This is a genomic window from Streptomyces sp. NPDC102270 (assembly GCF_044766405.1).
In the GTDB taxonomy this organism is placed as follows: Bacteria; Actinomycetota; Actinomycetes; order Streptomycetales; family Streptomycetaceae; genus Streptomyces.
Genome location: NZ_JBIWLX010000015.1, coordinates 204,069 through 227,969, shown reverse-complemented (window position 1 = coordinate 227,969; position 23,901 = coordinate 204,069). Strand labels below are relative to the sequence as shown.

Annotated in this window: 23 protein-coding genes and 2 pseudogenes; 13 read left to right on the top strand and 12 right to left on the bottom strand. The window is 72.8% G+C overall.

All coding sequences use genetic code 11. From position 1 onward, the window contains the following. Positions 1 to 32: 32 nt before the first annotated feature. Positions 33 to 1,436, top strand: a complete 1,404-nt coding sequence (gene mptB / locus ACIRP7_RS30980) for a polyprenol phosphomannose-dependent alpha 1,6 mannosyltransferase MptB (RefSeq protein ID WP_403665894.1) — start codon at positions 33 to 35, stop codon at positions 1,434 to 1,436. Then, positions 1,433 to 2,794 carry a glycosyltransferase 87 family protein gene (locus ACIRP7_RS30975; RefSeq protein WP_403665892.1) on the top strand — a complete coding sequence of 454 codons (1,362 nt, stop codon included), beginning with the start codon at positions 1,433 to 1,435 and terminating at the stop codon, positions 2,792 to 2,794. The genes mptB and ACIRP7_RS30975 overlap by 4 nt, the downstream gene beginning before the upstream one ends. Before the next feature lie 83 nt (positions 2,795 to 2,877). Here ACIRP7_RS30975 and ACIRP7_RS30970 read toward each other — a convergent pair. The 3 genes and pseudogenes from ACIRP7_RS30970 to ACIRP7_RS30960 all read right to left on the bottom strand — a co-directional run. Continuing rightward, positions 2,878 to 3,690 (bottom strand): annotated as a pseudogene (locus tag ACIRP7_RS30970) (D-alanyl-D-alanine carboxypeptidase family protein); the annotation flags it as partial. Positions 3,691 to 3,799: 109 nt separating this feature from the next. After that, positions 3,800 to 4,936, bottom strand: a complete 1,137-nt coding sequence (rho, locus tag ACIRP7_RS30965) for a transcription termination factor Rho (RefSeq protein WP_403665890.1) — start codon at positions 4,934 to 4,936, stop codon at positions 3,800 to 3,802. Positions 4,937 to 5,181: 245 nt separating this feature from the next. Beyond that, positions 5,182 to 6,009 (bottom strand): class I SAM-dependent methyltransferase, encoded by an 828-nt coding sequence (locus ACIRP7_RS30960; RefSeq protein WP_403665888.1) that lies wholly within the window; start codon positions 6,007 to 6,009, stop codon positions 5,182 to 5,184. A 123-nt stretch (positions 6,010 to 6,132) separates the two neighbouring features. Here ACIRP7_RS30960 and ACIRP7_RS30955 point away from each other — a divergent pair, with 123 nt between their 5' ends. From ACIRP7_RS30955 to ACIRP7_RS30945, 3 genes are read left to right on the top strand one after another with little or no spacing between them, the layout of a single operon-like run. Continuing rightward, positions 6,133 to 6,801 carry a YciI family protein gene (locus tag ACIRP7_RS30955; protein ID WP_403665886.1) on the top strand — a complete coding sequence of 223 codons (669 nt, stop codon included), beginning with the start codon at positions 6,133 to 6,135 and terminating at the stop codon, positions 6,799 to 6,801. Continuing rightward, the gene (locus ACIRP7_RS30950; protein ID WP_352386196.1) at positions 6,798 to 7,139 is read left to right on the top strand and encodes a YciI family protein; all 342 of its coding nucleotides are present in this window, start codon (positions 6,798 to 6,800) and stop codon (positions 7,137 to 7,139) included. The genes ACIRP7_RS30955 and ACIRP7_RS30950 overlap by 4 nt, the downstream gene beginning before the upstream one ends. Then, positions 7,136 to 8,497 carry an RNA polymerase sigma factor gene (locus ACIRP7_RS30945; protein ID WP_403665884.1) on the top strand — a complete coding sequence of 454 codons (1,362 nt, stop codon included), beginning with the start codon at positions 7,136 to 7,138 and terminating at the stop codon, positions 8,495 to 8,497. Before ACIRP7_RS30950 ends, ACIRP7_RS30945 begins: the two co-directional genes overlap by 4 nt. A 16-nt stretch (positions 8,498 to 8,513) precedes the next feature. Here the strand turns inward: ACIRP7_RS30945 and ACIRP7_RS30940 are convergent, their stop codons facing one another. After that, complete coding sequence (locus ACIRP7_RS30940) at positions 8,514 to 8,921, bottom strand: nuclear transport factor 2 family protein (protein ID WP_403665882.1); 408 nt, start codon at positions 8,919 to 8,921, stop codon at positions 8,514 to 8,516. A gap of 68 nt (positions 8,922 to 8,989) precedes the next feature. Here ACIRP7_RS30940 and ACIRP7_RS30935 point away from each other — a divergent pair, with 68 nt between their 5' ends. Beyond that, positions 8,990 to 9,553 carry a PadR family transcriptional regulator gene (locus tag ACIRP7_RS30935; RefSeq protein ID WP_403665880.1) on the top strand — a complete coding sequence of 188 codons (564 nt, stop codon included), beginning with the start codon at positions 8,990 to 8,992 and terminating at the stop codon, positions 9,551 to 9,553. A 5-nt stretch (positions 9,554 to 9,558) separates the two neighbouring features. Further along, positions 9,559 to 10,287 (top strand): class I SAM-dependent methyltransferase, encoded by a 729-nt coding sequence (locus tag ACIRP7_RS30930; protein WP_403665878.1) that lies wholly within the window; start codon positions 9,559 to 9,561, stop codon positions 10,285 to 10,287. On the opposite strand, the gene ACIRP7_RS30925 is transcribed toward ACIRP7_RS30930, so the two are convergent. The 5 genes from ACIRP7_RS30925 to ACIRP7_RS30905 form a co-directional block, all read right to left on the bottom strand. After that, entirely contained in the window at positions 10,284 to 11,486 is a 1,203-nt protein-coding gene (locus tag ACIRP7_RS30925; RefSeq protein WP_403665876.1) for a serine hydrolase domain-containing protein, read from the bottom strand. The genes ACIRP7_RS30930 and ACIRP7_RS30925 overlap by 4 nt on opposite strands. Positions 11,487 to 11,586: 100 nt before the next feature. Then, complete coding sequence (locus tag ACIRP7_RS30920) at positions 11,587 to 12,555, bottom strand: acetylxylan esterase (protein ID WP_403665874.1); 969 nt, start codon at positions 12,553 to 12,555, stop codon at positions 11,587 to 11,589. Positions 12,556 to 12,656: 101 nt separating this feature from the next. Continuing rightward, on the bottom strand, positions 12,657 to 13,241 hold the full coding sequence (locus ACIRP7_RS30915; protein WP_403665872.1) for a DUF3592 domain-containing protein: 585 nt from the start codon (positions 13,239 to 13,241) through the stop codon (positions 12,657 to 12,659). Positions 13,242 to 13,358: 117 nt separating this feature from the next. Next, complete coding sequence (locus ACIRP7_RS30910; RefSeq protein WP_403665870.1) at positions 13,359 to 14,129, bottom strand: ferredoxin reductase; 771 nt, start codon at positions 14,127 to 14,129, stop codon at positions 13,359 to 13,361. Next, entirely contained in the window at positions 14,122 to 14,727 is a 606-nt protein-coding gene (locus ACIRP7_RS30905; protein ID WP_403665869.1) for a sulfite oxidase-like oxidoreductase, read from the bottom strand. The genes ACIRP7_RS30910 and ACIRP7_RS30905 overlap by 8 nt, the downstream gene beginning before the upstream one ends. 169 nt (positions 14,728 to 14,896) lie before the next feature. Between ACIRP7_RS30905 and ACIRP7_RS30900 the strand changes: the two genes are divergently transcribed. Further along, positions 14,897 to 15,814, top strand: a complete 918-nt coding sequence (locus ACIRP7_RS30900; protein ID WP_403665867.1) for an NADP-dependent oxidoreductase — start codon at positions 14,897 to 14,899, stop codon at positions 15,812 to 15,814. Further along, positions 15,811 to 16,521, top strand: coding sequence for a GNAT family N-acetyltransferase (locus tag ACIRP7_RS30895; protein WP_403665865.1), 711 nt, complete (start codon positions 15,811 to 15,813; stop codon positions 16,519 to 16,521). The genes ACIRP7_RS30900 and ACIRP7_RS30895 overlap by 4 nt, the downstream gene beginning before the upstream one ends. Here ACIRP7_RS30895 and ACIRP7_RS30890 read toward each other — a convergent pair. Continuing rightward, a complete protein-coding gene (locus tag ACIRP7_RS30890; protein ID WP_403665863.1) occupies positions 16,518 to 16,958 on the bottom strand; it encodes a MarR family winged helix-turn-helix transcriptional regulator in 441 nt (146 codons plus the stop codon). The genes ACIRP7_RS30895 and ACIRP7_RS30890 overlap by 4 nt on opposite strands. Before the next feature lie 223 nt (positions 16,959 to 17,181). Between ACIRP7_RS30890 and ACIRP7_RS30885 the strand changes: the two genes are divergently transcribed. Together ACIRP7_RS30885 and ACIRP7_RS30880 are read left to right on the top strand one after the other, a co-directional pair. Next, positions 17,182 to 17,970, top strand: a complete 789-nt coding sequence (locus ACIRP7_RS30885; RefSeq protein ID WP_403665861.1) for a putative protein N(5)-glutamine methyltransferase — start codon at positions 17,182 to 17,184, stop codon at positions 17,968 to 17,970. Between the two features lie 31 nt (positions 17,971 to 18,001). Beyond that, positions 18,002 to 18,100 (top strand): annotated as a pseudogene (locus ACIRP7_RS30880) (sulfur reduction protein DsrE); the annotation flags it as partial. A gap of 11 nt (positions 18,101 to 18,111) precedes the next feature. Here ACIRP7_RS30880 and ACIRP7_RS30875 read toward each other — a convergent pair. Continuing rightward, on the bottom strand, positions 18,112 to 19,038 hold the full coding sequence (locus ACIRP7_RS30875) for a LysR family transcriptional regulator (RefSeq protein WP_403665859.1): 927 nt from the start codon (positions 19,036 to 19,038) through the stop codon (positions 18,112 to 18,114). Positions 19,039 to 19,171: 133 nt separating this feature from the next. On the opposite strand from ACIRP7_RS30875, the gene ACIRP7_RS30870 reads away from it, so the two are divergent. Continuing rightward, the gene (locus ACIRP7_RS30870; protein ID WP_403665857.1) at positions 19,172 to 20,422 is read left to right on the top strand and encodes an MFS transporter; all 1,251 of its coding nucleotides are present in this window, start codon (positions 19,172 to 19,174) and stop codon (positions 20,420 to 20,422) included. 236 nt (positions 20,423 to 20,658) lie between these two features. On the opposite strand, the gene ACIRP7_RS30865 is transcribed toward ACIRP7_RS30870, so the two are convergent. Further along, complete coding sequence (locus ACIRP7_RS30865) at positions 20,659 to 22,740, bottom strand: SpoIIE family protein phosphatase (protein ID WP_403665855.1); 2,082 nt, start codon at positions 22,738 to 22,740, stop codon at positions 20,659 to 20,661. A gap of 262 nt (positions 22,741 to 23,002) precedes the next feature. On the opposite strand from ACIRP7_RS30865, the gene ACIRP7_RS30860 reads away from it, so the two are divergent. Next, on the top strand, positions 23,003 to 23,878 hold the full coding sequence (locus tag ACIRP7_RS30860) for a hypothetical protein (RefSeq protein WP_403665853.1): 876 nt from the start codon (positions 23,003 to 23,005) through the stop codon (positions 23,876 to 23,878). Positions 23,879 to 23,901: the final 23 nt, after the last annotated feature.

Genomic DNA, 23,901 nt, shown 5'->3' with positions numbered 1-23,901 from the left:
TTCCAGCCACCCGCCACTGCCACGCTGCCGATGTGCCGGTCAACGTTCCCGTCGATCTCCGCCGCTGCCGGATCCTCGGTCTGGCCGGCACCGCCTTCCTCGCCGCAGGTGGTGAGACCGCCGGAGCCCTCCCTGTCCGCGAACTCCTCGGCCCGGCCTCACCCCGGGCGGCACTGGGCCTGGTCGCCGCCTACTTCGGTGTCGTCCTGCTGATCGCGGCCTGGCTCCTCCTGGGCCGCCTGGTGCGCAGCCCGGACCAGCGGCCGGCCACCTGCGAGCTCATGGCTGTCCTCGTGGTCTGGTCGCTGCCGCTGCTGCTCGCCCCGCCCCTGTTCAGCCGGGACGTCTACAGCTACCTCGCCCAAGGCGCCATGGCCGACGCCCACATGGACGTCTACGCCCACGGCCCCGCCCTGCTCGGCGGTCCCCTCGCGGCCGAGGTCGCCCCCGTCTGGCGTGACACGGCCGCCCCGTACGGCCCGGTCTTCCTCGGCGTGGCCTCCGCGCTGGCCAGGGCGTCCCAGGGTGAACTCCCGGCCGGTCTGCTCGGGATGCGGCTCGTCGCCCTGCTCGGCGTGGCCCTGATGGCGGCCGTCCTGCCCCGTCTGGCCCGCCACAGCGGCGCCGACCCGGCCGCGGCACTCTGGCTCGGCGCCCTCAACCCGCTCGTACTGCTCCACCTGATCGCGGGCGCCCACAACGACGCCGTCATGCTCGGTCTGCTCGGCCTCGGCCTGGTCGCCGCCCTCGGCCGGTGGCCGATCCTGGGCGCCGTACTTGTGACGCTGGCCGCGCTGGTGAAGGCGCCCGCCGTCCTGGGGCTGGCGGCGATCGTCGTACTGCGGACCCGGGCCGGTGACCACCCGGCGAGGGCCGTCCTGACAGCCGCCGTCCCGGCCGCCGCCACCACGGTCGCCGCGACGGCCGTCGCGGGCACCGGCTACGGCTGGATCGGCGCCCTCAACACCCCTGTGTCGTCCGGGAACTGGGCCCTCACCAGCCTCCTCGGCCGTGCCACCGGAGCCCTGCTGGAACACCTCGGCAGCGATCTGGCCCCGCTGGCCGTCCCGGTCTGGCACGCCCTCGGCGTCGTGGCCGCCGTCGCGGTCATCGGGCACATATGGCTGCGCCTGCGCCCGCGACCCGTCTACGCCCTGGGCCTGAGCCTGGCCACCGTCGCCGCCCTCGGCCCGGCCATCCGGCCCTGGTACGCCCTGTGGGGACTGTTCCTCATAGCGGCCGCCGCGCCCAGCGCCTCGGTACGGCACCGGGTGGCCGCCGTGACGGGTGTGCTCGCACTGGCCACCCTCCCGAGCGGCGGCCCGGCCGACACCGGCCAACTCGTCCTCGCCGTCTGCGGGGGCGTGCTCGCCCTGGTCGTGCTGGTCCAGGCCCACCGGACGGCCCGCGCCCCGGCACCGGGACGTACGGCATGAGGGCGCCGGCCACGGAGCGCGGCCGGCTGCTGACGGCTCTCGCCGCCCTCGCCGCCGTCACCGTGTTCACGGCGACCGTGCCGCTGCTGCGCGACTGGTTCGACCTGCGCGTCTACCAGGGCGCCGTCGACACCTGGGTCCACCACGGCGGACGGCTCTACGACTACCGGGTGCCAGGAACGACGTACGGATTCACCTATCCGCCGTTCGCGGCCGTCGCCATGCTTCCGATGGCCGCGCTCGGCCTGCGCGCCGCGATCGTGGTGGGCCTGCTGCTCAACCTGGTGGCGCTGGCCGCTGTTGTGCGCCTGCTCACCGGCCGGGCCTGGCGGCGCCACGGCTGGTACGACTGTGTCCTGGGCGCCTGCGCGCTCGCGCTGTTCGAACCGCTGCGCGACACCTTCAGCTTCGGCCAGGTCAACCTCCTGTTGCTGGCCCTCGTCCTCGTCGACGCGTGGCTGCTCGCCACCGGCCGGGAGCGCTGGGCCGGTGCGGGCATCGGGCTGGCTGCCGCCGTGAAGCTCACCCCCGCCCTCTTCATCGGCCTCCTCCTGCTCGCCCGGCGCGGTCGCGCGGCAGCGGTTGCCACGTCCGTGGCCCTGGCGGCGACGGGGTTCGCGGCCGTCGTGGCCCCGGACGCCTCGCGTTTCTACTGGACCGACGCGATGTGGGACACGACCAGGGTGGGCCGGCTGGACTACGTCTCCAACCAGTCGTTGCAGGGCATCCTGGCCCGGCTCGGCGAACCGGACCGTACGGTCTGGGCGGTGGCCGTGCTGCTGACCCTGGGCGTGTGGGCGGTACGGGCCCGGCGGGCCGTTGCGGCGGGGGACTGGGCGGCCGCGTTCGCGCTGACCGGGCTGACCGCCTGTCTGGTGAGCCCGATCACCTGGGTGCACCACCTGGTGTGGCTGCTGCCGTCCTTCGCCGTCCTCGTGCGCACGGGGCATCCGCGGATCGCGGGCGCTCTGTACGCCGTGCTGTGCACCAGCGTCGTGTGGCTGTGGTTCGACGATGCGTCGGGCGTCGACGGCTTCCTCGGCGGCAATGCCTACACCTGGATCACCCTCGGCCTGCTGCTGTGGCTCCCGGCGGGTCAGCGCCGCGCCGAACGCCCGAGCCGCGACCGCAGCGCCACGGCCATCGATCCCGCACCGAGCCCGGCGGCGCCCAGGATGGCCCAGGTCTCCAGCCAGCCGGGGCCGGTCCCGTCGTCCTGCGACGAGACCGCCGCCGCGACCGGCACGGCCTCGGGCCCCGGCCGGGGCCGTGCCCGCAGCGCGTCCAGCGAGCCCACCGGGTCCACCCTCCCGGCCGCGCCGAACCCCCAGTCGAGCAGCGCGCGCGCCTCCTCGTAGACGGCGAAGCCACCGCCCGACTGAGGATTCATCACCGTCACGACGAGCGTCCTCTCGCCCCGGCGGGCGGCGGCGACGAGCGTGTTGCCGGCATGGCTCGTGTAGCCGTTCTTGATGCCGATCAGCCCGTCGTAGGGCTCCACCCCGTCGGCACCGGTCAGCAGCCGGTTGGTGTTCCGGATCCCGTACGACCATCCGCCCCGGCCGGGGAACTGCGCCTCGGCCGTGCCGCAGTACCGCGCGAAGTCCGCGTTGCGCAGCCCCGCCCGGCCGAACACCGCGAGGTCGTACGCCGAGGAGACCTGGCCCGGGGTGTCGTAGCCGTCGGGGGAACGGACGTGGGTGTCGCGGGCGCCCAGGGCGAGCGCCTTGGCCTGCATCCGGGCGGCCGTCGTGCTCCAGCCGCCGCTGAGCCCGGCCAGGACGTGCACGGCGTCGTTGCCGGAGTTGAGGAAGACCCCGCGCCACAGGTCGGCCACCTGGTAGGTCTCTCCTTCGGCGACCCCGACGAGACTGCTGCCGGGCCCGATGCCGGCGAGTTCCTCCTCGCCGACCGTGTGCCGGAGGCCGCCGGGCAGCACCGGCAGGACGGTCAGGGCGAACAGGGTCTTAAGCGTGCTGGCCGGCGGCAGCCGGCGGTGCGCGTCGTGCGCCGCGAGGATCTCCCCGGTGTGGGCGTCGGCCACCACCCACGAGAGCGCGGACACCGCTGGGACCGGGGGCACGCCCAGGTGCGGCCGGACCTGGACGCCGGGTCGGTACAGCAGGGCGGGCGGCGCGGCCGCAGCCGGTGGGGCGCCGGGCGCTCCGGGGTCGGAGCCCGGGTCGGCGGCCGCCGCCGCGGAAGCGAACACCAGCAGGCCCGTCGTGCACAGGGCGCAGGCCGAGACGGCCATCCGAGAAGGAAAACCGATAGTCATACCGCAAAGCTAGGAACGGACCCGCCGTACATCGCGCTGCCCGGGCCGTGCGGGGCCCGTGAGCACCCGGACGGGGGATGGTCCGTCAGCCGGCGGGCAGGGTCGGCTGGATGCGGCGCAGGAAGGTGGCGTTGTCCGGGGTCTCACGCATCCGCTGAAGGAGCGTCTCCAGGTTGCCCTGGCCGTCTCCGTTCTGGAGAACCCGCCGCAGCCCTCGTACGGCGGTCAACTCCGCCGGGGCCAGCAGGAGTTCCTCGCGGCGGGTGCCCGAAGGGTTGATCGAGACGGCCGGGAAGACGCGGCGGGAGGCGAGTTCGCGGTCCAGGCGGAGCTCCATGTTGCCGGTGCTCTTGAGCTCCTCGAAGTAGAAGTCGTCGGCGCGCGAGCCGGTCTCCACCAGGGCGGTGGCGAGGATCGTGAGCGAGCCACCCTCCTCGGCGAGCCGGGCGGCACCGAAGAACTTCTTCGGCCCGATCAGCGCGGTCGCGTCCACGCCGCCGCTGAGGGTGCGGCCGTTGCCGGGGGCGGCGTTGTTGTGCGCCCGGCACAGCCGGGTCAGGGAGTCGAGCAGGATCACGACGTCCTCGCCGGCCTCGACGAGCCGCTTGGCCCGCTCGATGACCAGCTCAGCCAGCGCGATGTGCTGTTTGGGTGTGCGGTCGAACGTCGAGGCGTACACCTCACCGCGCACAGAGCGCCGCATGTCGGTGACTTCCTCGGGGCGTTCGTCGAGCAGCACCACCATCAGGCGGCACTCGGGGTGGTTGCCGGCGACGGCCGCCGCGATCTGCTGGAGCAGGACCGTCTTGCCGGTCTTGGGCGGGGCCACGATCAGCCCGCGCTGCCCCTTGCCGACGGGCGCGATCAGATCGGCGACCCGTCCGGTCAGGGCGGACGCCGGGTGTTCGAGCCGGATCCGCTCCCGAGGGTGCAGTGGTGTGAGGTCGTGGAAGTTCCGCCGGTTGCGGTCGGGGTCGTGGCCGTTGACGCGGGCGACCTCGGTGAGGGCGCGCTGGGTGCCGCGCACCCCGTCGACGACATCCCCCTTGCGCAGGTTGAACCTGCGGATCAGTGCGGGGGAGACCTGGAGGTCGGAGGGCGAGGGCAGCAGGCTCGCGGTGCGCAGGTGCCCCTTCCCGCCGGAGTCGATGTCGAGGACGCCGGTGACGGCGCGGACCGGGGGCTGCTGCTGTACCGGGGGGCTTTCGAGAGTGGTGGTCATGATGGTCTGTCCTTTCGAGGACGGAAGGCATGGGACATGCGGAAGGAAGGGGGGAAGCCGCGAGAAGGAAGGCGGACGACGCCTTCGGCGGCGGGAGACAGCGCCTCGGGTACGGCTGTGGGAGCCCTGATCACGAGGTGGTGCTGAAGAAGAGCTGACCTAACCGTCAGCGGGAAGTGGTAACCGGCACCGGCGCCCAAGATGGGGCGTACACAAGTGCTAGCCGGAGAATAGCACAGGTTGACTCAGTGGTGGGCCACAAGGCCGTACAGAAGCGGGATCCGCGGGGCGGGAAGGCGCCACCAGCCGGACGGTGTACGCACCATCTGCGGCCAACGCGGCCAGGGCAACTCGTCGCTCTCGCGGAGGCGCCGGATCCGCAGGCCCGCCCCCGTCAACGCGTTGATGACGTCTCCTATTCCGTGCATCCACTCGTAGCTCGCCGTGGCGCCCTCGACAGCCGGGCCGTCGGTGTAGGAGCGGGTCGCGTCCCGGTGCACGGGGCCGTCGCCGCCCAGGCAGTCGTGGCGCAGCAGCAACTCCGGCCCCTCGTCCGGCGCGGGCTTCGGCCCCAGCGAGTTGAGCAGCGGATGGAACTCGACGACGTACAACAGGCCACCCGGGCGCAGCAGTCGGGCGATCACGCCCGCCCACCGGTCCAGATCGGGGAGGTAGCACAGGGCGCCCTTCCCGGTGTACACGACGTCGAACTGCCGCTCTCCGAGCGCTTCGACGGCGTCGTACACGTTCGCCCGCACGTACTCGACGTCCACGCCCGCCCGCTCCGCGATCCCGTGAGCGGCCGCGACGGAAGCCTCCGAGAAGTCGAGGCCCACCGCCCGGGCCCCGCGGCGGGCGAGGGCGAGGGTCTCCGTGCCGAGATGGCACTGGAGGTGGAGCACATCACGGCTGGTGAGCTCGCCGAGGTCCTCCCACTCGAAGGCGGCGAACCAGCGCTCGGGATCGAGGTCCTGGTCGAGGCCGTAGAACCGGCTGGCGAGGTGGACGGGGGTGCGGGCGTCCCAATTGGCCTGGTTGACCCGCATCAGCCGCGCGTGCTCGTCGGACGTCATGACGCCATCCAACCGCGCACCCGGCAGATCCGGCTCCTCTTTTTTTTCTGCGCACAGGTGTCGATTCGGTCCGGTCCCGTTCGTCGGCCGGGTGTAGGAAGCTCATGAGGACCGGGAGGAACCATGAAGTACATGCTGCTCGTCTGCGGCGACGACACCAACGACGCCTCGGGCATGGCCCCCGTCGAACCCTGGGTCGAGGAACTCGGCGACCGCCGCGTACGGCTGCACGGGCACCGGCTCGCCCAGCCCGCCGACGCGGTCACCGTGCGGGTGCGCGGCGGCGAGGTGCTGCGCACCGACGGCCCCTTCGCGGAGACCAAGGAGTACGTCGCCGGCTTCGACATCCTGGAGTGCGACAGCCTTCAGGAGGCCATCGAGGCGGCCGCGAAGCACCCCGTGGCGACCATCGGTGCCATGGAGGTACGGCCGTTCTGGGAGGACGAGGACACCGAGGGGCAGATCCGCCGCCTCGACGCCGAACTGACGGAGGCGGCGCGCACGGGGGACACCGAGCGGAGGGTCGCCTGCTACGCGCAGGACGCGGAGGTCGTGACGGAGGGCCGGCACCACAAAGGTGTCGAGGCGCTCCGCAAGGCCCTCGCCGAAACGCCCAGCGGGCCGGCCATCCGCGAGGTCCTGGATTTCCGGGTCCACGTCGACGAGAGCATCGCCTTCGGCCACGCCCTCATCCGCAGCGACGGCACATTGCTGCGCGTCACCACCGGCTACCGCGACATCGGCCCCCGCTGGCTGATCGTCCACGAGCACGTCACGGAGGCCACGTCATGAAGTACGCCCTGCTGATCTGCACCCCCGTCGCCGGCGAGGAACTCAGCCCCGCCGAGATCGCCGAGGACCCCCGCTTCACCTCCTACATCGAGGAGGTCCGCGGCCGCGACCTCGTCAAGGGCGGAGCCCGCCTGCGCCCCGCCTCCGACGCCACCACCGTGCGCGTCCGGGGCGACGAGGTCCTGCTGACCGACGGCCCGTTCATCGAGTCCAAGGAGTACATCGCCGGCATCGACATCATCGAGGTCGCCGACCTGGACGAGGCGATCTCCCTCGCGTCCCGGCATCCTGCGGCCCTCGGCGGCGGCTCCGTCGAAGTACGGCCCGTGTGGGAGTGACGGCCGAAGAGGCGGTCGCCGCCGCCTTCCGCGAGGAGTGGGGCCAGGTCGTCGCCACCCTGATCCGGGTGACCGGCGACTGGGACCTCGCCGAGGAGTGCGCGCAGGACGCCTTCGCCCAGGCCCTCGACCGGTGGCGGCGCGACGGTGTCCCGCGCCGCCCCGGCGCCTGGCTCACCACCACCGCCCGCCACCGGGCCATGGACGTACTGCGCCGGGAGGCGGTCGGAGCACGCAAACTACGGGAGGCGGCCATGCTCACGGCACCCGGGGAGCCGTACGACGACAGCGGTGTCCAGGACGAGCGGCTGCGGCTGATCTTCACCTGCTGCCACCCCGCGCTGCACATCGAGGCCCGGGTCGCCCTGACCCTGCGCACCCTCGCCGGACTGACCACACCGGAGATCGCCCGCGCCTTCCTCGTCCCCGAGACGACCATGGCGCAGCGCCTGGTGCGCGCCAAGAAGAAGATCCGCAACGCCGGCATCCCCTACCGCGTGCCGCCCGCCCACCTGCTGCCCGAGCGCACGACGGGCGTGCTCGGCGTGATCTACCTGCTGTTCAACGAGGGGTACGCGGCCACCTCGGGCGCCGATCTCGTACGCCGGAGCCTGTGCGCGGAGGCGATCCGGCTGGCCCGGGTCCTGGCCCGCCTCATGCCCGACGAGCCCGAGGCCCTCGGCCTGCTCGCGCTGCTGCTCCTGCACGACGCCCGCCGCGGGACCCGGGTGGACGCGGACGGCGAACTGGTGACCCTGGAGGACCAGGACCGCACCGCGTGGGACCGCGCCGCGGCCGACGAGGGCGCCGCCCTGCTGGAGACCGCGCTGCGCCGCGGCCGGCCGGGGCCGTACCAGATCCAGGCCGCCATCGCCGCCTGCCACACCACCGCCGCCACGGCCGAGGACACCGACTGGGCCGACATCGCCGCCCTGTACGGCGAGCTGCTCCGCTTCGTGCCCTCGCCCGTGGTCCGCCTCAACCGCGCGGTGGCCGTCGGCATGGCCGAGGGCCCCGAGGCGGGGCTGGCCCTCGTCGCGGAACTGGAGCGGGAGGGCGAGCTGAGCGGCTACCACCTGCTCCCGGCCACGCGCGCCGACCTGCTGCGCCGCAGCGGCCGTACGACCGAGGCGGCGCAGGCGTACGAGCGGGCCCTGGAGCTGGTGGAGAACGACGCCGAGCGACACTTCCTCGACAGGCGGCTCGCGGAGTGCCGGTCGGCGCCGGAGGCGTTCGTCGCGTCAACGCCGGTACTGGAAACCCTGGTGACCGGGGCGGACGACGCTCGCGACGCCGGGCCTGTGCGGGGCGGACATCGACCTGTCGGCGGGGATGATCGCCCCGGCGCAGCGCCCTGACTCCAGGGGCGTGCATTCAGGAGGCGGCGGCGGCCCTCGCTTCCGCTTCCTTCGCGACCTCCTCGAACCGCGCCCCCATTGCCGTCGCGAGGGCCTGCGCGCCCGACAGCGGACGGACCATCACCATCAGCCGGTCGATCAGGCCGTCGTCGTCGAGGTGGATGAAGTCGCAGCCGTCCAGCGCCCGTTCGCCGACCCGGGTCGCGAAGACCAGCGCGTGGTCACGGCCGTCCTCGCTGCTCAGCTCACTCACATAGCGGAAGTCCTCGAAGACCTTGACGACCGTGCCCAGGATCGCCGCGGTGATGGCCTTGCCCTCGTACGGCTTGAACACCACCGGACTCGTGAAGACCACGTCCTCGGCCAGCAACGCCTCCACAGCGCCGAGGTCACCCGCTTCGACCGCTTCTCGGAACGCTCGCACGCCGCCTCCATAGTCAATTTGTTGAGTAGGTGTGGAGTAGACTAATCACCCGCTGCTAGCGTGTCCACATGTCGCTCAAGTACGCCGTTCTGGCCGCCCTCCTGGAGGGCGAGGCCTCGGGCTACGAACTGTCCAAGGCCTTTGACGTCTCGCTGGCGAACTTCTGGCCCGCGACCCCTCAGCAGCTCTACCGTGAGCTCGAACGACTGGCGCGGGACGGGCTGATCGAGGCGCGGGTGGTGCAGCAGGAACGACGGCCCAACAAGCGGCTGTTCACCCTGACCGAGACCGGCCGACACGAGCTGCGCGCGTTCGCCGCCGAACCGCCCCGCAGGCCGGCCGCCCTCCGGGACGAGTTCCTGATCAAGATCCAGGCCATGGACACCGTCGACCCCGAGGTCACCCGGGCGCTGCTCGAGGAGCGCATGTCGTGGGCGCGCGGGAAACTCGCCCGCTACGAGCGCCTCCGTGACCGGCTCCTCGACGGCCGCACCGAGGAGCGGTACCTCGCGGAGGCCGACCGCATCGGCCCCTACGTCACGCTCATGGGCGGAATCGCCCTGGAGACGGCCACCGTCCGCTGGTGCGAGCGCGCGCTCGGCATCCTGAAACGCCGCGCTCCCCTAAGCTGACCCGGATGTTCAGCCCAGAAGGCCCCAGCCTCCGCGAACTCGCCGTCCAGGCGCTGTCCTCCGTCGAGCGCGGCTACGACCTGCTCGCCCCCAAGTTCGACCACACCCCCTTCCGTACGCCCGACTCGGTGCTGGACGCCGTCGCGTCCGCGCTGCGCCGAATGGGCCCCTTCGAGGCGGGCCTCGACCTGTGCTGCGGTACCGGTGCCGGGGTCCGGGTGCTGACGCGGGTCTGCCGGGAGAGCGTGACCGGCATCGACTTCAGCGCCGGGATGCTCGACGTGGCCCGTAAGCGGACCCGGTCCGGGGGGCCGCGCGTCTCCTGGGTGCGGGGTGACGCGCGCGCACTGCCGTTCGCCCCCGCCACCTTCGACCTCGTCGTGAGCTTCGGCGCCTTCGGTCACTTCCTGCCCAGCGAACTGCCGGGCCTGTTCGCCCAGGCCCGCGACGTGCTGCGGCCGGGCGGCTGCTTCGCCTTCCCGATCGTCGCCCCACCCCGGCCGTCGTCGCCCGCCTACTGGATGCTCCTCGGTTTCGACGCCGTGATGCGCGTGCGCAACGCCCTGTGGCGACCGCCGTTCGTCATGTACTACCGGGCCTTCCGACTCGGGGACGTACGACGGGAACTGGAATGGGCCGGCCTTCAGGTGGAACTGCACGCCCTGCCCGGGTTCGGCGTGCGCCGGGACGGCAGTCCGCGGGTCCGGATGGTCGTGGCCAGGCGGCCCCTCTAGCCGGTCGCCGCGGTTGCCCTGGCGGCTGTCTGTCCCAGGGCGCTGTACAACGCCTCGATCAGCGTCATCTTGCGTGGATCGTCGGCGATGTGCGGCCCCATACGGTTCATGACATAGCCCAGCGCGACCCCCGCCTCGGGATCGGCCAGCCCGCACGACCCACCGAAACCGTCGTGCCCGAAGGCCCGGAGGTTGGGCCCGTACGAGCCGTTCGGCCCGCTGAGCCACAGGCCGAGCCCGAGCTCCGTCTCGCTGTCCAGCCCCGCGCCGAGCACCAGGTCACGGCACCTGCCCTGGCTCTCGCGAACCCGCTCGGCGGCCTCCGGGGACAGGATGCGCCGGCCGTCGAGGGTGCCCCGGCCCGCGAAGATCCCGTAGAGCGCGGTGACGGCCCGGGCGGTGCCGTGGCCGTTCGCGGCGGGGATCTCGGCGGCCCGCCACTCGGGCGTGTTCGCCTCCGCGGCGCCCGCGAAGGGGTTGGTCAGGGCGGCGATCGCCGCGGGTGCCAACTGGGCGAAGATTGCGGCCTGTTCGCCGGTCGACGCGACCGGCGGATGCACCAGCTCGGCCGCCCGGTCGGCCTCCTTCTCCGGCAGGCCGATGGTGAAGTCGATGCCGAGCGGCCCCGTCACCTCCCGCTCGAGGAAGGCGCCCGGCAGCAGCCCCGAGACCCGCCGGACGACCTCCCCGACCAGGAAGCCGTACGTGAACGCGTGGTACCCGGACACCGTGCCCGGCTCCCACCAGGGCTCCATGGCCGCGAGCCGCTGTGTCGTCAGTTCCCAGTCGAAGAGCTCGGCGAGGGTGTGGGGTTCGCGCAGTCCGGAAAGGCCGGCCCGGTGCGACAACAGGTGCCGCACGAGAACCTTCTCCTTGCCCGCAGCGGCGAACTCCGGCCAGTAGGCGGCCACCGGGGCGTCGAAGTCGAGCAGACCCCGGTCGGCGAGGAGGTGGGCGCACAGGGCGGTCGGGCCCTTCGTCGTCGACCACACGTTGACCAGCGTGTCGCGTTCCCAGGGGCGGGTGCGGGCCGCGTCGGCCCAGCCGCCCCACAGGTCCACGACCGTCTCGCCGTCGACCGTGACGCTCACCGCGGCGCCCAGCTCGGCACGGTCCCGGAAGTTCTCCTCGAAAGCCGCCCGCACTGCCGCGAAGCGCTCGTCGCAGTGGCCGTGGACAGTCGGCCGGTGCTCGGACATGGACCCTCCGTCGTCGCCGGAAGCCCGGACCGCGACACTGCGATCCGGGTCCCGAGAACATACCGACTGGTCGGGCCGGCGGGAAGGTTCCCGGCAGGACTCAGGCGTACGCGCGCAGCCAGTGCAGCTTCGCCGCCTCCTGGTAGGGGCCGCCGCCCTCGTGGTCGTTGAAGTCGTAGACCTCGATCGCCTTGTCGGCGTGGGCCCAGGCGTTGAAGGCCGCGAAGACGGTGGAGGGCGGGCAGGTCTGGTCCTCCAGGGCCGCCGAGAAGAGCGCCGGGGTGCGGGCGCGGCTCGCGAAGTGCACGCCGTCGAAGTAGGCGAGGGTGCCGAGGACGTCCTCGAAGCGGCCGCGGTGCGTCTTGAGGTAGAGGCCGATCTCGCGGTAGGGGTGACGGTCCGTGATGGTCGCCGCGCGTGGGAAGTCGCACAGGAACGGCACGTCCGGGGCGACCGCCGCCAGGTCCGGGACCAGGCCGCCGACCGCGATCGAGATGCCCCCGCCCTGGCTGCCGCCGAGGACGACCGTGCGGGCCGGGTCGGTCAGCGGGTGGGAACGGGCCGCCTCCACCGCACGCACCCCGTCGGTGAACACCCGGCGGTAGTAGTAGTTCTCGGGGGTGTCGATGCCCCGGGTCATGAACCCGGGGTACGCGGGCGCGCCGGCCACCGGGTCGGCGGTGCCGCCGCCGCCGCCCCAGGCGCTGCCCTGACCGCGGGTGTCCATGACGAAGTGCGCACGGCCCGTGGAGGCCCACAGCAGATGCTCGTGGGGCAGACCGCGGCCGCCGCCGTACCCGATGAACTCCACGACCACCGGGACCGGCGCCGAGACCTCGGCGGGGATCGTGAACCAGCCCTTGACCGGGTGGCCGCCGAACCCGGCGAACGTCACGTCGTACACCTTCACGGTGGACAGGCCCGTGTCGACGAGTTCGAAGCGGGCGTCCAGGTCGTGCTCGCGGGCCTCCTGAAGGGTCTTGGACCAGAACGCGTCGAAGTCCTCGGGCTCGGTGGAGTCACTGCGGTACTCGCGCAACTCGTCGATGGGGAGGTCGAACAGGGCCATGCAGGACCGCCTTTGCGAAGGGACAGGGCCGGATGATCACACCGTACGTGTGTCGTCGGACGAATCGCCAGGCTTTTGCGGGCGCCCCGGGGCCCTCGTGGTCAGGCCCGGCGGCGGGTCCACTGCGGCTCGGTGAGAGTCCAGTCGCGTTCCCACTCGACGAGCCGGCGGCGGTCCGCCACACCGCGGACGACTGAGTGACCGAGAAGGATCACGGCGATCGTGCCGCCGACGCCACAGGCGCCCATCACCAGGGTGTGCTGCCAGATCGCCGTCTCGTCCGGAGGTGCGGTCACGCTCCGGCCCCGGGAGTCGAACCACACGTCGACCTTGTCGCCCCGGTCGGCACCCGCCGGGACCCGGGCCGTGGCGGTCTTCGTGGCGCCGCCCGCATCCGTCCAGTGCACGGTCACCCGGTAGGAGCGTTCCCGGCCGCCCTGGACAGTGGGCGGCGAGTCCGGGACCCTGCCGACGACCTCCGCGCGGACCCGATGGCGTTCGGAGCGCTGCTCGGTCGCCACCGCGCGGGCGTCGTCATGCGCCCACCAGCCCACCACCGCGCCGATCAGCGGCGCGGCCACCAGCATCAGTACAGCGACGGCCAGCACCGTCCACGCCTCGACGACGTCCGACCGGCGCCTGAGCGGATTGCGCCGCCAGCGCCAGCCGCGCACCCGGGTTCGCATGTCGACCTCCGCACCCCGCACTCCTGCGAGTGGGCCTACAGATGTAGTACCCCTCCACCCGCGTCGTTCACGTGTGGTGGGGCGCACATATGCGCCCGGTGTGCCCGCGCCCCACCGTCAGCCGAAGCGCTCGATCCGGATACGGTCCACCGGCTGACCGGCCTCCACCAGCAGTCGCGAGGCATGTTCGGCGAACGCGTTGGAACCACACACATAGGCCTCCCATCCAGCTTCCGGCTGATCGGCCAGGAGTGGCGCCACATGTGCGGCCGACATACGTCCCACGGGCACCCCCTCCGGGGCGCTCCGCGTGAACACCGGGGTCGTCTCGTCGCCGAGCTCCCGCGCGTAGATCAGCTCCTCGGGGCCGCGTGCCGACACCAGCAGCCGCAGCGGAACGGACAGCCCGCGCGCCCGGTGGTGGCGCACCATCGACATCAGCGGTACGACCCCTGAACCGGCCCCGATCAACAGCGCGGGCCGGTCGCCGGGCCAGGCGAAGAAACCGCTCAGCGGCCCCCGCACCTCGACCTCGTCACCGGGCTCGGCCACCGTGTGGAACCAGGTCGAGACCTCGCCGCCCTCGACATGGTCCAGGGTCAGCTCGATGTGCCCGGAGTCCTCCGGCGGCGACGCGAGCGAGTAGTGGCGCTGGGCCGTGTAGCCGTCCTCGGCGGTCAGCCGCAGCATCAGATGCTGGCCGGGCAGATGCCCCTGCCACCCGGGCACGGCGAAGCGGAACGTGGACGCGTAGGGGGTCTCGCGGCGGACCTCGGTGAGCGTGGCGGTCTGCCACTCGGAGGCGGCCCGGTTGCTGACGGCGATCCGCCCGGGCACCGCGAACCGCGTGATGGGAGCGAAGGCGGGGGTGGAGAGCGCCTCAGTCACCGGAGTACCTCTGCTCCTCCCACGGGTTGCCCCGCGCGTGATAGCCGTTCTGCTCCCAGAAACCCGGCTCGTCGTGGTCGAGCAGAGTCAGCCCCGCGACCCACTTGGCGCTCTTCCAGAAGTACAGATGGGGCACCAACAGCCGCGCCGGGCCGCCGTGTTCGGCGGGCAGCGGCTTCCCGTCGTACTCCCACGCGATCCAGGCCCGCCCGCCGGTCAGGTCCGCGAGCGGCAGGTTCGTGGTGTACCCGGTGTGCGAGTACGCGACGGCATGGGTGGCGGACCCATGTGGCCGCGCCACAGCCAAGAACGCGTCCAGTGACACACCCGCGAACCGCACCCCGAACTTCGACCAGCTCGTCACACAGTGGATGTCACCCTCGTAGGCCGACGCGGGCAGCGTGTGCGCCTCGTCCCAGTCCCAGGTGTGGGGTCGTTCGACCAGTCCGTCCACCCGGAACGTCCACTCGGCCGGCGACAGGTCCGGCGTGACCTCCGCGGACAGGACGGGCCAGTCGTCGCCCGCGTCGTACTGGCCGGGTGGCAGCCCGCCGTTCGGGACGCGGGGGCGTCCGGTGAAGCCTCGGGTGACGTTCATGCATCAACCGTACGCTGTCGTCGCGGCGCGCTCCGTCCCAGGTCAGTGCCCCGATCGTTGCGGCCGTATGAACACTGTGCGGCACCGGGAATAGCCGCCGCGCACCGCTCCTTGGCGCTGGAGTGCCGGGCCGGTGTCCCGGTGACAGCGCGAGAGAGTGAGGAAGCAGATGCCCAAGGCGTACGTCTTCACGCGGTACGGCGGACCGGAGACCGAGGCGTTCGTGGACGTGGACCGGCCGAGTCCCGGCCCCGGACAGCTTCTGGTGGCCGTCCACGCGGCGGGCGTGAACCCCGTGGACTGGAAGCAGCGCACGGGCTACCGGCGCCCCGGCGAGAGCGATGAGCGGGCCTTCCCCGTCGTGTTCGGCAACGAGGTCTCCGGTGTCGTCGAGGAGATCGGGGACGGCGTCGAGGGGTTCGCCGTCGGGGACGTGGTCTTCGGCATCGCGCTGGCCGGCGGCTACACCGAGTACACCCTGGTGCCGGCTGCCGTCGCCGCGCACAAGCCCGCCGAGCTGTCCCACCCGGTGGCCGCCACCCTGCCGGTCGCCGCCTCGACCGCGTACGACGGCGTCCGCCAGCTCGACCTGCCCTCGGGCGCCACGCTGCTGGTGACCGGCGCGGGCGGGGGAGTCGGCGCGGCGGCCGTACAGATCGCCCGCGCCTTCGGACTGAGGGTCGTCGGCGTCGCGAGCGAGGGCAAGAAGGACTTCGTCGAGTCGCTCGGCGCCGACCACGTGGCTTCCGGTCCCGGCTGGGCCGAGCGGGCCCGGGCGAGCGCACCGGACGCCGTCTACGACCTGGTGGGCGGTCAGGTGCTCGCCGAGGCCGCCGAGTTGCTCACCGACCGCACGAAGCTCATCACCGCCGGCGCCCCGGAGGAGGACGTGCGGCGGCTGGGCGGCGCACGGGTGGCGCGGGCCCGCAACGCCGCCGTACTGGAGGAGGTCGCCCGGCTCGTCCTCAAGGGGGACCTGGACCCGCACATCACCGAGACGTTTCCCCTCGACAGGGCGGGCGACGCGCTGCGCACGGTCGAGGAAGGCCACGCCCGCGGCAAGACGGTCATCGGGGTCACCCGATGAGCGCCGGTGCACGGCACGTCCTCGACAACCCGGCCCTCGCCTCCCTGACCGGCCCGCACGCCCACTTCGCCGAGAAGCGCGGCCGGGTGCTGCGCTACCCCACCGACGTCTCGCCGTGGCTCGCCCTGCCCGACGAGCCCGACGCCGGCGACTGGGCCGACCTCGCGGCGCTCGCGGGTGTCGGCGCGGAGGTGCCGCTGCCGGGCTACGCGGGCCAGGTGCCCGAGGGCTGGGAGATCACCTTCCAGATCGAGGGCGTGCAGCTGGTCGACGACGGTCTCGATGCCGCGCCCGACCCGGAGGCGGTCCGCCTCGGCCCCGCCGACGTGCCCGAGATCCTCGAGCTGATCGCCCGCACCCAGCCCGGACCCTTCCTGCCCCGCACCATCGAGATGGGCACCTACCTGGGCATACGCCGGGACGGCGCCCTCGTCGCGATGGCGGGGGAGCGGCTGCATCCGCCGGGCTGGACCGAGATCAGCGCGGTCTGCACCGACCCCGCGGCCCGCGGCCAGGGCCTCGCGACCCGGCTCATCCGTGCCGTCGCCCACGGCATACGAGAGCGCGGTGAGACGCCCTTCCTGCACACCAGCGCCGCGAACACCTCTGCCATCCGGCTCTACGAGTCCCTCGGATTCCGGCTGCGGCGCACCACCGCCTTCCTCGCCGCACGGGCTCCCGAGCGGTTGCCGGAGGCGGTCTCCTAGACATCGTCGTCCTCCGGACCGGCCCAGGCGTTGTAGCGCACGAGGTACCCGGCGAACCGCTCCAGGTCCTCCTGCGACCACTCCGCGAGCCGCTCGCCGACGGCCACGCGGCGGCTCACGGTGACCCGGGCCAGGATGCGCCGGCCGGCGTCGGTCAGATGCAGCACCTGGACCCGGTGATCCTCCGGGTCCTGGCGCCGCTCGATCAGGCCGGCCCGCTCCAGGGTGGCGACCTGCCGGCTCACCGTGGACTTGTCCAGGGCGTAATGGGCGGCCAGGTCGGTGGCGCGGCAGCCGTCGCGCTCCTCCAGATGCCCGAGGAGTGTGTACGACACCAGCGACAGCTCGGGATGCAGACGGCCCGCCGAGGCCCGGGCCCGTCGCGCGAAGACCGTCATCTCGCGCTGGATCGTCTCCACGGCCGTTGCAGCTTCCACCGGACCTCCCTCGCAGTACTGGTTGCAGAATACAACTCCCCGTGCCCTGGGGTAGGGTGGCCCTCCGGCTGAGGGCGGTCCCAGCCGTGAGGTACCGAGGAGGTGAGACCCATCAACGCTGTGTCAGATCGGGTGCTCTCTCCTCGAACCGGCGCGGATCACCGCCGCTAGGCCCAGGTGACCGCGAGAGCGCCCTTCGGCTCTCGAAAGGCTCCCGGCTTCCATGCCTTCACTCTCTCCCCGCTTCACCTCCGCCGACTCCGTCGTCGCCGCCCTGCGCACCGCGGGCTGTGTCTTCGCCGAGGACGAGGCCCGGCTGATCCTCGCCGCGGCCCGTACCCCGGCCGAACTGGCCGACATGGTCGACCGCCGGGTCATCGGCCACCCCCTCGAACTCGTCGTCGGCTGGGCCGAGTTCCGGGGACTGCGCATCACCGTGGCGCCCGGCGTCTTCGTGCCGCGCCGTCGCACCGAGTTCCTCGTCGACCAGGCCCTCGCCCGGGTGCCGGACGCCTCCGTCGTCGTGGACCTGTGCTGCGGCTCGGGTGCGGTCGGCGCCGCGCTCGCCGCCGCGCTGGGCCCGGTCGAACTGCACGCCGCCGACATCGACCCGGCCGCGGTGGACTGCGCCCGGCGCAACACCGCCGACGCGGGCGGCCGGGTCCACACCGGCGACCTCTTCGAGGCCCTCCCCGCCGACCTGCGCGGCCGTATCGACATCCTCGCGGCCAACGTGCCCTACGTCCCCACCGACGAGGTCGCCCTCCTCCCCACCGAGGCCCGCGACCACGAGCCCCTGGTCGCCCTCGACGGCGGCACGGACGGCCTGGACATCCTGCGCCGGGTCGCGGCCGAGGCCCCTCGATGGCTCGCCCCCGGTGGCTGCCTCCTCGTCGAGACCAGCGAACGCCAGTCCGCCGCCGCCCTCGACGCCTTCACCCACAGCGGCCTGACACCCCGCCTGGCGGTCTCGGACGAGCTGTACGCCCATGTCGTGATCGGCACCAGCTGATCGAGGCGACCGCCGGTGCCGACGCCCCCGAGCGGTGCTCGCGGGCGGGCGGCGCACCCTGTGCGCCCAGTGCGCGGCTCGCGGGGACATCACGGAGAAGGGCGTCATCGAGGGCGTACGGGCCGCGGGGCGCAGGGCGGCTCAGGCCCAGCTCGGGGCCCACGTCCCCACGCCCGGTGGTTCGGGACGTGTGGTGTGCAGATGGGCCCGGAGGGCGGCGAGCGCCGGGTGCGGGTTGTCGGCCCGCCAGAGAAGGGAGTGCGGGTAGACCGGCGTGGGCCCGTGGACCGGGATGCGGCGCAGGTCCTGGTCGGACAGCCAGACCAGCCGGGTCAGCTCGCCGACCAGGGTCGCCAGGGTGGGGGAGTCGGCGATGGTGTCGAGCAGGGGGTCGGTGCCGAAGTCGGGGCCGGTGACCTCGATGGTCAGGCCGAAGGCGGCGGCGAGGTCGTCGTAGTAGGTGCCCCACTCGGTTCCGGTGACCAGGCCGGGCATCCAGATGCGGTGCCCGGCCAGCCGGGAGAGTTCCACCGAGCGGGCTCCCGCGAACGCGTGGCCGGGGCCGGTGAGCAGTTGAACCGGTTCGTCGTAGACCCGCGCGGACTCGATGCCGTCGGTGGACTGCCGCGCGGAGTGCGGGACGGCGCGGAAGGTGGCGTCGATCGTGCCGGACCGGAGGGCGGCGAGCGCCGCGTCGGCGTCGAAGAGGGTGACGACGTCCAGCTCGACACCGGGGTGCGCGCGGTGGAAGGCGCCCAGCAGCTCCGCGGGGGCGAGCCGGCGGCCGATCACGTCGACACGCAGGGCCCGGCTGCCCGGTCGTACCGAGGCGGCCGCCCGTTCCGCGACCCGGAGCAGTTCGCGGGCGTGCGGCAGGAACGCCTGTCCGTCGATGGTCAGCCGCGCGCCGCGCGGGGTACGGGTGAACAGCCGCGCCCCGAGGTCCCTCTCCAGCGCGGCGACCCGCTTCGACACGGCCTGCTGGGTGACCGCCAGCCGGTCGGCGGCCTCCTGGAACCGCCCCGCGTCCGCCACGGCGACGAAGGTGCGTACGGCGTCGAGATCCATGCACGCAAGGCTAGGCCGTCATGACACAACCGGGGGTTGTGACCGGTCGGTGCCGTGGTTGTTTGATCGGCAGGCCCGGCACTCGGTTGGATGGCGTCGGTCAACGTGGAGTTGTCGGCGAGGGGGTTCGGGCGTGGGTGCGAGACGGTCGCTGGGGCGGCGGTTCGGGTGGTTGTGGGCGGCCTACGCGGTCAGCGCGTTCGGCACCTCGTTGTCGTTCGGCGCCTTCCCCCTCATCGCCGTCCTGGTGCTGCACGCCGGCCCCGCCGCGGTGTCCGCGCTGGCGGCCGCCGGGCTCGCGGTCGGGGCGGCGGTGGCCGTACCGCTCGGACCCTGGGTGGAGTTCCGCCGCAAGAGACCGGTGATGGTCGCGATGGACCTGGTCCGCTTCGCCGCCCTGCTGAGCGTGCCCGCCGCGTACGCGCTCGGTGCGCTGGGCTACGTCCAGCTCCTGGCCGTATCGGTGGTCGTCGCGGCGGCCGACATCACCTTCACCGCCGCCTCCGGGGCCTTCCTCAAGTCCCTCGTCGGCCCGGACGACCTGTTGGTCGCCAACGGCCGGTTCGAGGCCACGAACTGGACCAGCATCGTGATCGGACCTCCCCTCGGCGGGGCCGCCATAGGGCTCTTCGGCCCCGTGACGACCCTGCTGGCCGACGCCGTCAGCTACTTGCTGTCGGCCCTGGGGATCCGCGCGATCGGCGCAGGCGAGCCACGGCCCGGCCCCACCGCCGGGGCGGTGAAGGGGTCCCTCCTGGAGGGCTGGCGTCACATCCTCGCCGGCCCCACCCTGCGCCCCCTGTTCTTCAACACCGTCCTCGTCAACGCCCTGATCATGGTGCCGGTGCCGCTGCTGACCGTCCTCATGCTGGGCCCGCTGGGCTTCGCCCCCTGGCAGTACGCCCTCGCGTTCTCGGTGCCCTGCCTCGGCGGCCTGCTCGGCTCACGGATGGCACGCCCCCTGGTCACCCGGTTCGGAGAGCACCGCGTCCTGATCACCTCGGGCATCCTGCGCGCGTGCTGGCCCCTCGGGCTGGCTTTCGTCGGCCCCGGTCCGGCCGGGCTGCTCCTCGTGATGGCCGTCGAGCTCGGGGTGATCACCTCCTGCGCCGTCTTCAACCCGGTGTTCTCCACCCACCGGCTGCGGACGACACCGACGGACCGGGTGGTCCGCACCCTGTCCGCCTGGTCGGTGACGGGCAAGCTGACCACCGCGGCCCTGACCGCGCTGTGGGGCCTGCTGGCCACGCTGACCGGAACCCGTGAGGCGATCGCGCTGGCCGGCCTCCTGCTGCTGGCCACCCCGCTCCTGCTGCCCCGGCGGCCCACCGCCGTACCCGACGCGAGTCAGGACGCCCTGCCCTCTTCCGCCGGGTCCCCTTGACGGCGGGCGCCCGGGCCTCCCGGGTGCCGCTGAAGACCCCGGCGGCGGTCCTGATGCCGCCGCCGGCGAGCCTGCCGGTCAGCTCCTCACGTGACCCGGTTGCCGTCGATCGCCTCAACGATGCCGGACCGCCAGGCGGTCTCCCGGAGTCGTACCGTCGGAGCCCGTCCGGGACCCCGGCGCAGGTGATCGTCCGGAGTGCGTTTCCCCCGCCCCGTATGCCGGGCGCACGTCCCTCAGGTCACAGGCGTCTGCACCCGTGCGATCAGCAGTGCCACGTCGTCGGAGTTGTCCGGCTGGTGCAGGGTGCGCAGCAGCAGGTCGCAGATATCTTCCAGCGGGCCGTCGGGGGTGTCGAGCAGGTCGAGGAGCGCGTCCAGGCGCTCGTCGAGCGGATGCTGGCGGGTTTCGACGAGACCGTCCGTGTACAGCACGAGCCGGTCACCGGGTGCGAGGTCGACGGTGGTCGTGGAGAAGGCGACACCGCCCACGCCCAGCGGCGCCCCCGTGGGGAGTTCGAGCAGTTCCGGCGGTCGGCCGGGGCGCAGCCGTACCGGCGGCAGATGTCCGGCGTTGGCGATGCGGCACTGACCGAGCCGCGGATCGTGCACGGCGTACACGCACGTGGCGATGGAGTGGTCCAGCTCCTCGGTGATCCGGTCGAGGTGTTCGAGGAGCCTGGCCGGGTCGAGGTCGAGGGAGGCCAGGGTGTTCGTCGCGGTCCGCAGCCGGCCCATCGTCGCGGCGGCGTTGATGCCGCTGCCCATCACATCGCCCACGACCAGCGCGGTCTTGCCCTCGTCCAGCGGGATCACGTCGAACCAGTCGCCGCCGACCTCGGCGGTGGCGCCCGCGGGCTGGTAGCGGGAGGCGACCTCCAGGCCGCCGGTCACCGAGGGGTGGCTGGGCAGCAGGCTGCGCTGGAGGGTCAGAGCGGTGTTGCGGGCGTCCTGGTACCAGCGGGCGTTGTCGATCTGCACCGCCGCGCGGGCCGCCAGCTCCCGCGCCAGCAGCACGTCGTCCTCGCCGAACGGCTCCGGGTTGCGGATGCGCTTGAGGTCGAGGGCGCCGAGCACCTCGCCCCGCGCGATCAGCGGCACGGCCAGATAGGAGTGCAGGCCGGCCCTGGCCAGCTGTGCGGCGGCCTCGGGTGAGCGGGCGATGCGGAGGAGGTCCTCGGGGCCGGCCTGTGCCACCAGGACCGGGTTCCCCGTGCGCACGCACTCGGTGACCAGGCGCTCGGGGGCGTACCGGGCGACCTGTCCGGGCGGATCGGCCGCGGTCAGGGCGTCCGGGGCACCGGCCGCCTCGACGGCCAGGGGACGCATCACGGCGGGTTCGGTGGGCCGCAGGGTGCTCGGCCTGCCCTGCACCACCGCCTCCAGCAGGTCCACGGCCGCCACGTCCGCGAGCTCCGGCACGGCCACGTCCGCCAGCTCCCGGGCGGTGCGGTCCAAATCGAGGGTGGTGCCGATGCGGGCGGAGGCGTCGGCGACGAGCGCGAGGCGGCGCCGGGCCGTCTCGGCCTCCACGGTCGCCAGATGCTGCTCCGTGACGTCCAGCACCGAGCCCGCCACGCCCAGGACGGTCCCCAGCGCGTCCTCCAGGCGGTACAGCGAGACCGACCAGGCGTGGTCCGTGTCGGGATCCGCGGGCGTACGGCCGATCGTGTGCTGGTCGACCAGCGGCTTGCCGGTCCGCAGCACCTCGCGGGCGGCGGCCTCGAAGGCGGTCACGTCGAGATGGGGCAGCACCTCGCCGATCTTCCGGCCGACATGTTCCTCGGCCGGCACACCGTTCAGCTGCTCCAGGGCCGGGTTCACCGAGAGGTACCGCAGCTCGGTGTCCAGCACGGCCAGTCCGATCGGGGACTGGGAGACCATCCGGGCGGACAGCGCCACGTCCCGCTCCAGGCGGCGCACGGTCGTCTGGTCGGCGCACAGCCCGAGCGCGTAGACGTCACCGTGGTCGTCCAGCAGCCGCATGTTGCGGAACTCCACCAGCTTGGTGGAGCCGTCCTTGCGCCGGACGGGGAACGCGCCGGCCCAGCTCTGGCCGGTCTCCATGACGTCGGCGAACAGCTTGACGACCAGGTCGGCGTGCTGCTCGTGGATCATCAGATGGGCCGCGTACTGCCCCAGCGCCTCCTGCGCGGTGTAGCCGAACAGTTCCTCGGCCTGCGGGCTCCACAGCACGATGCGGCCCTGGGCGTCCAGCACCACCGAGGCCATGCCCAACTCGTCGAGCAGCCCGCTCGGCCGTACCGCCCCGCGCGGGGGGTCTCCACCCTCTGACGCGGGTATTCCGGCTGCACCCATTGCACGAACCGCCTTAGACCGTCCTCGCGGCACGCCGTACCCCCGTGCCGACTCCCCTTGTTCTACCGCGTTCAACCGTCTCCGTGACCACGCGGTCGTGTTCTTCCACCATCCCTCAACACGGGGGCGCGCGTCCGGTGAAGTGCGCCGGGGTGACGAAGGCCGCTCGTTCATTCGATTGGTCTGTACATGACTGCCGTGAGCACGTCAGACTGTGCGCCGACCCACCGCACCCCCGCCCCAGGAGCCCCGGGAGTCATTCATGTCCCTGCGCGCCGGACAGCGTTGTCACGCGCTCCTCGCCACCCTCGTCACCCTCACCGCGACGGCCCTCCTGGCCGCCGCACCGCCGGCCTCCGCCGCCGACACCTGGACCGAGACCGGTTCCGACCGGGCCAACCCGCTCACCGAGAGTCAGGGCCTCACCTCGGTCGAGGTCCCCGCCGGATCCGCCAACCGGTACACCGGCATCGGCACCATCCCCATCGGCGTCTCCAGCCGCGGCTGGAACCACGTGGGCGACCCGGACGCCTCCTACGACGGCCACTACATCGAGCCCTACCAGGCCGACTCCGGCACCGCGAAGATGTTCCGGGTGCAGGCGCCCGACGGCACCTGGTCCGAGTACGTCCACTCGCTCAGCCCCGGCGAGGCGCTCAACAACTCCTGGGTCGCGATCTCACCCGACGGACAGTGGATGCTGTCCGGTGAGTGGGGCACCATGACCCGCTTCCTGGTCTTCCCCACGCCCGGAGTCAACGCGAGCACCTCCCCCTCGGTGAACCTTCCGCAGGCGGCCACCGTCACCCTCGACCACGCCGTCCGGGACGTACAGGGCTGCGACTTCCTGAGCGCCACCCAGCTGCTGTGCTCCTCCGACGACCCGGCGGGCACGCTCTTCGGCTACACCAAGCCGCTCCTCCAGATCGACCTGTCCGCCGCCCCGACCGGCTCGGCGAACGTCTCCGGGCATGTCACGGCACTGCGTCAGCTGCCCCTCAGGAGCTCCTGCTCGGGCGAGTTCGAGGCGGAGGGCATCGACTACGACCGCCGTACCGCAACCTTGCGTGTGATCGTCGTCTCGCCCGGCTTCTGTGTGCTGACGGACAGCAAGACGTACCGCTTCACCAGGAGTTGAGCACCTGACGGGCCGGTGCCGGC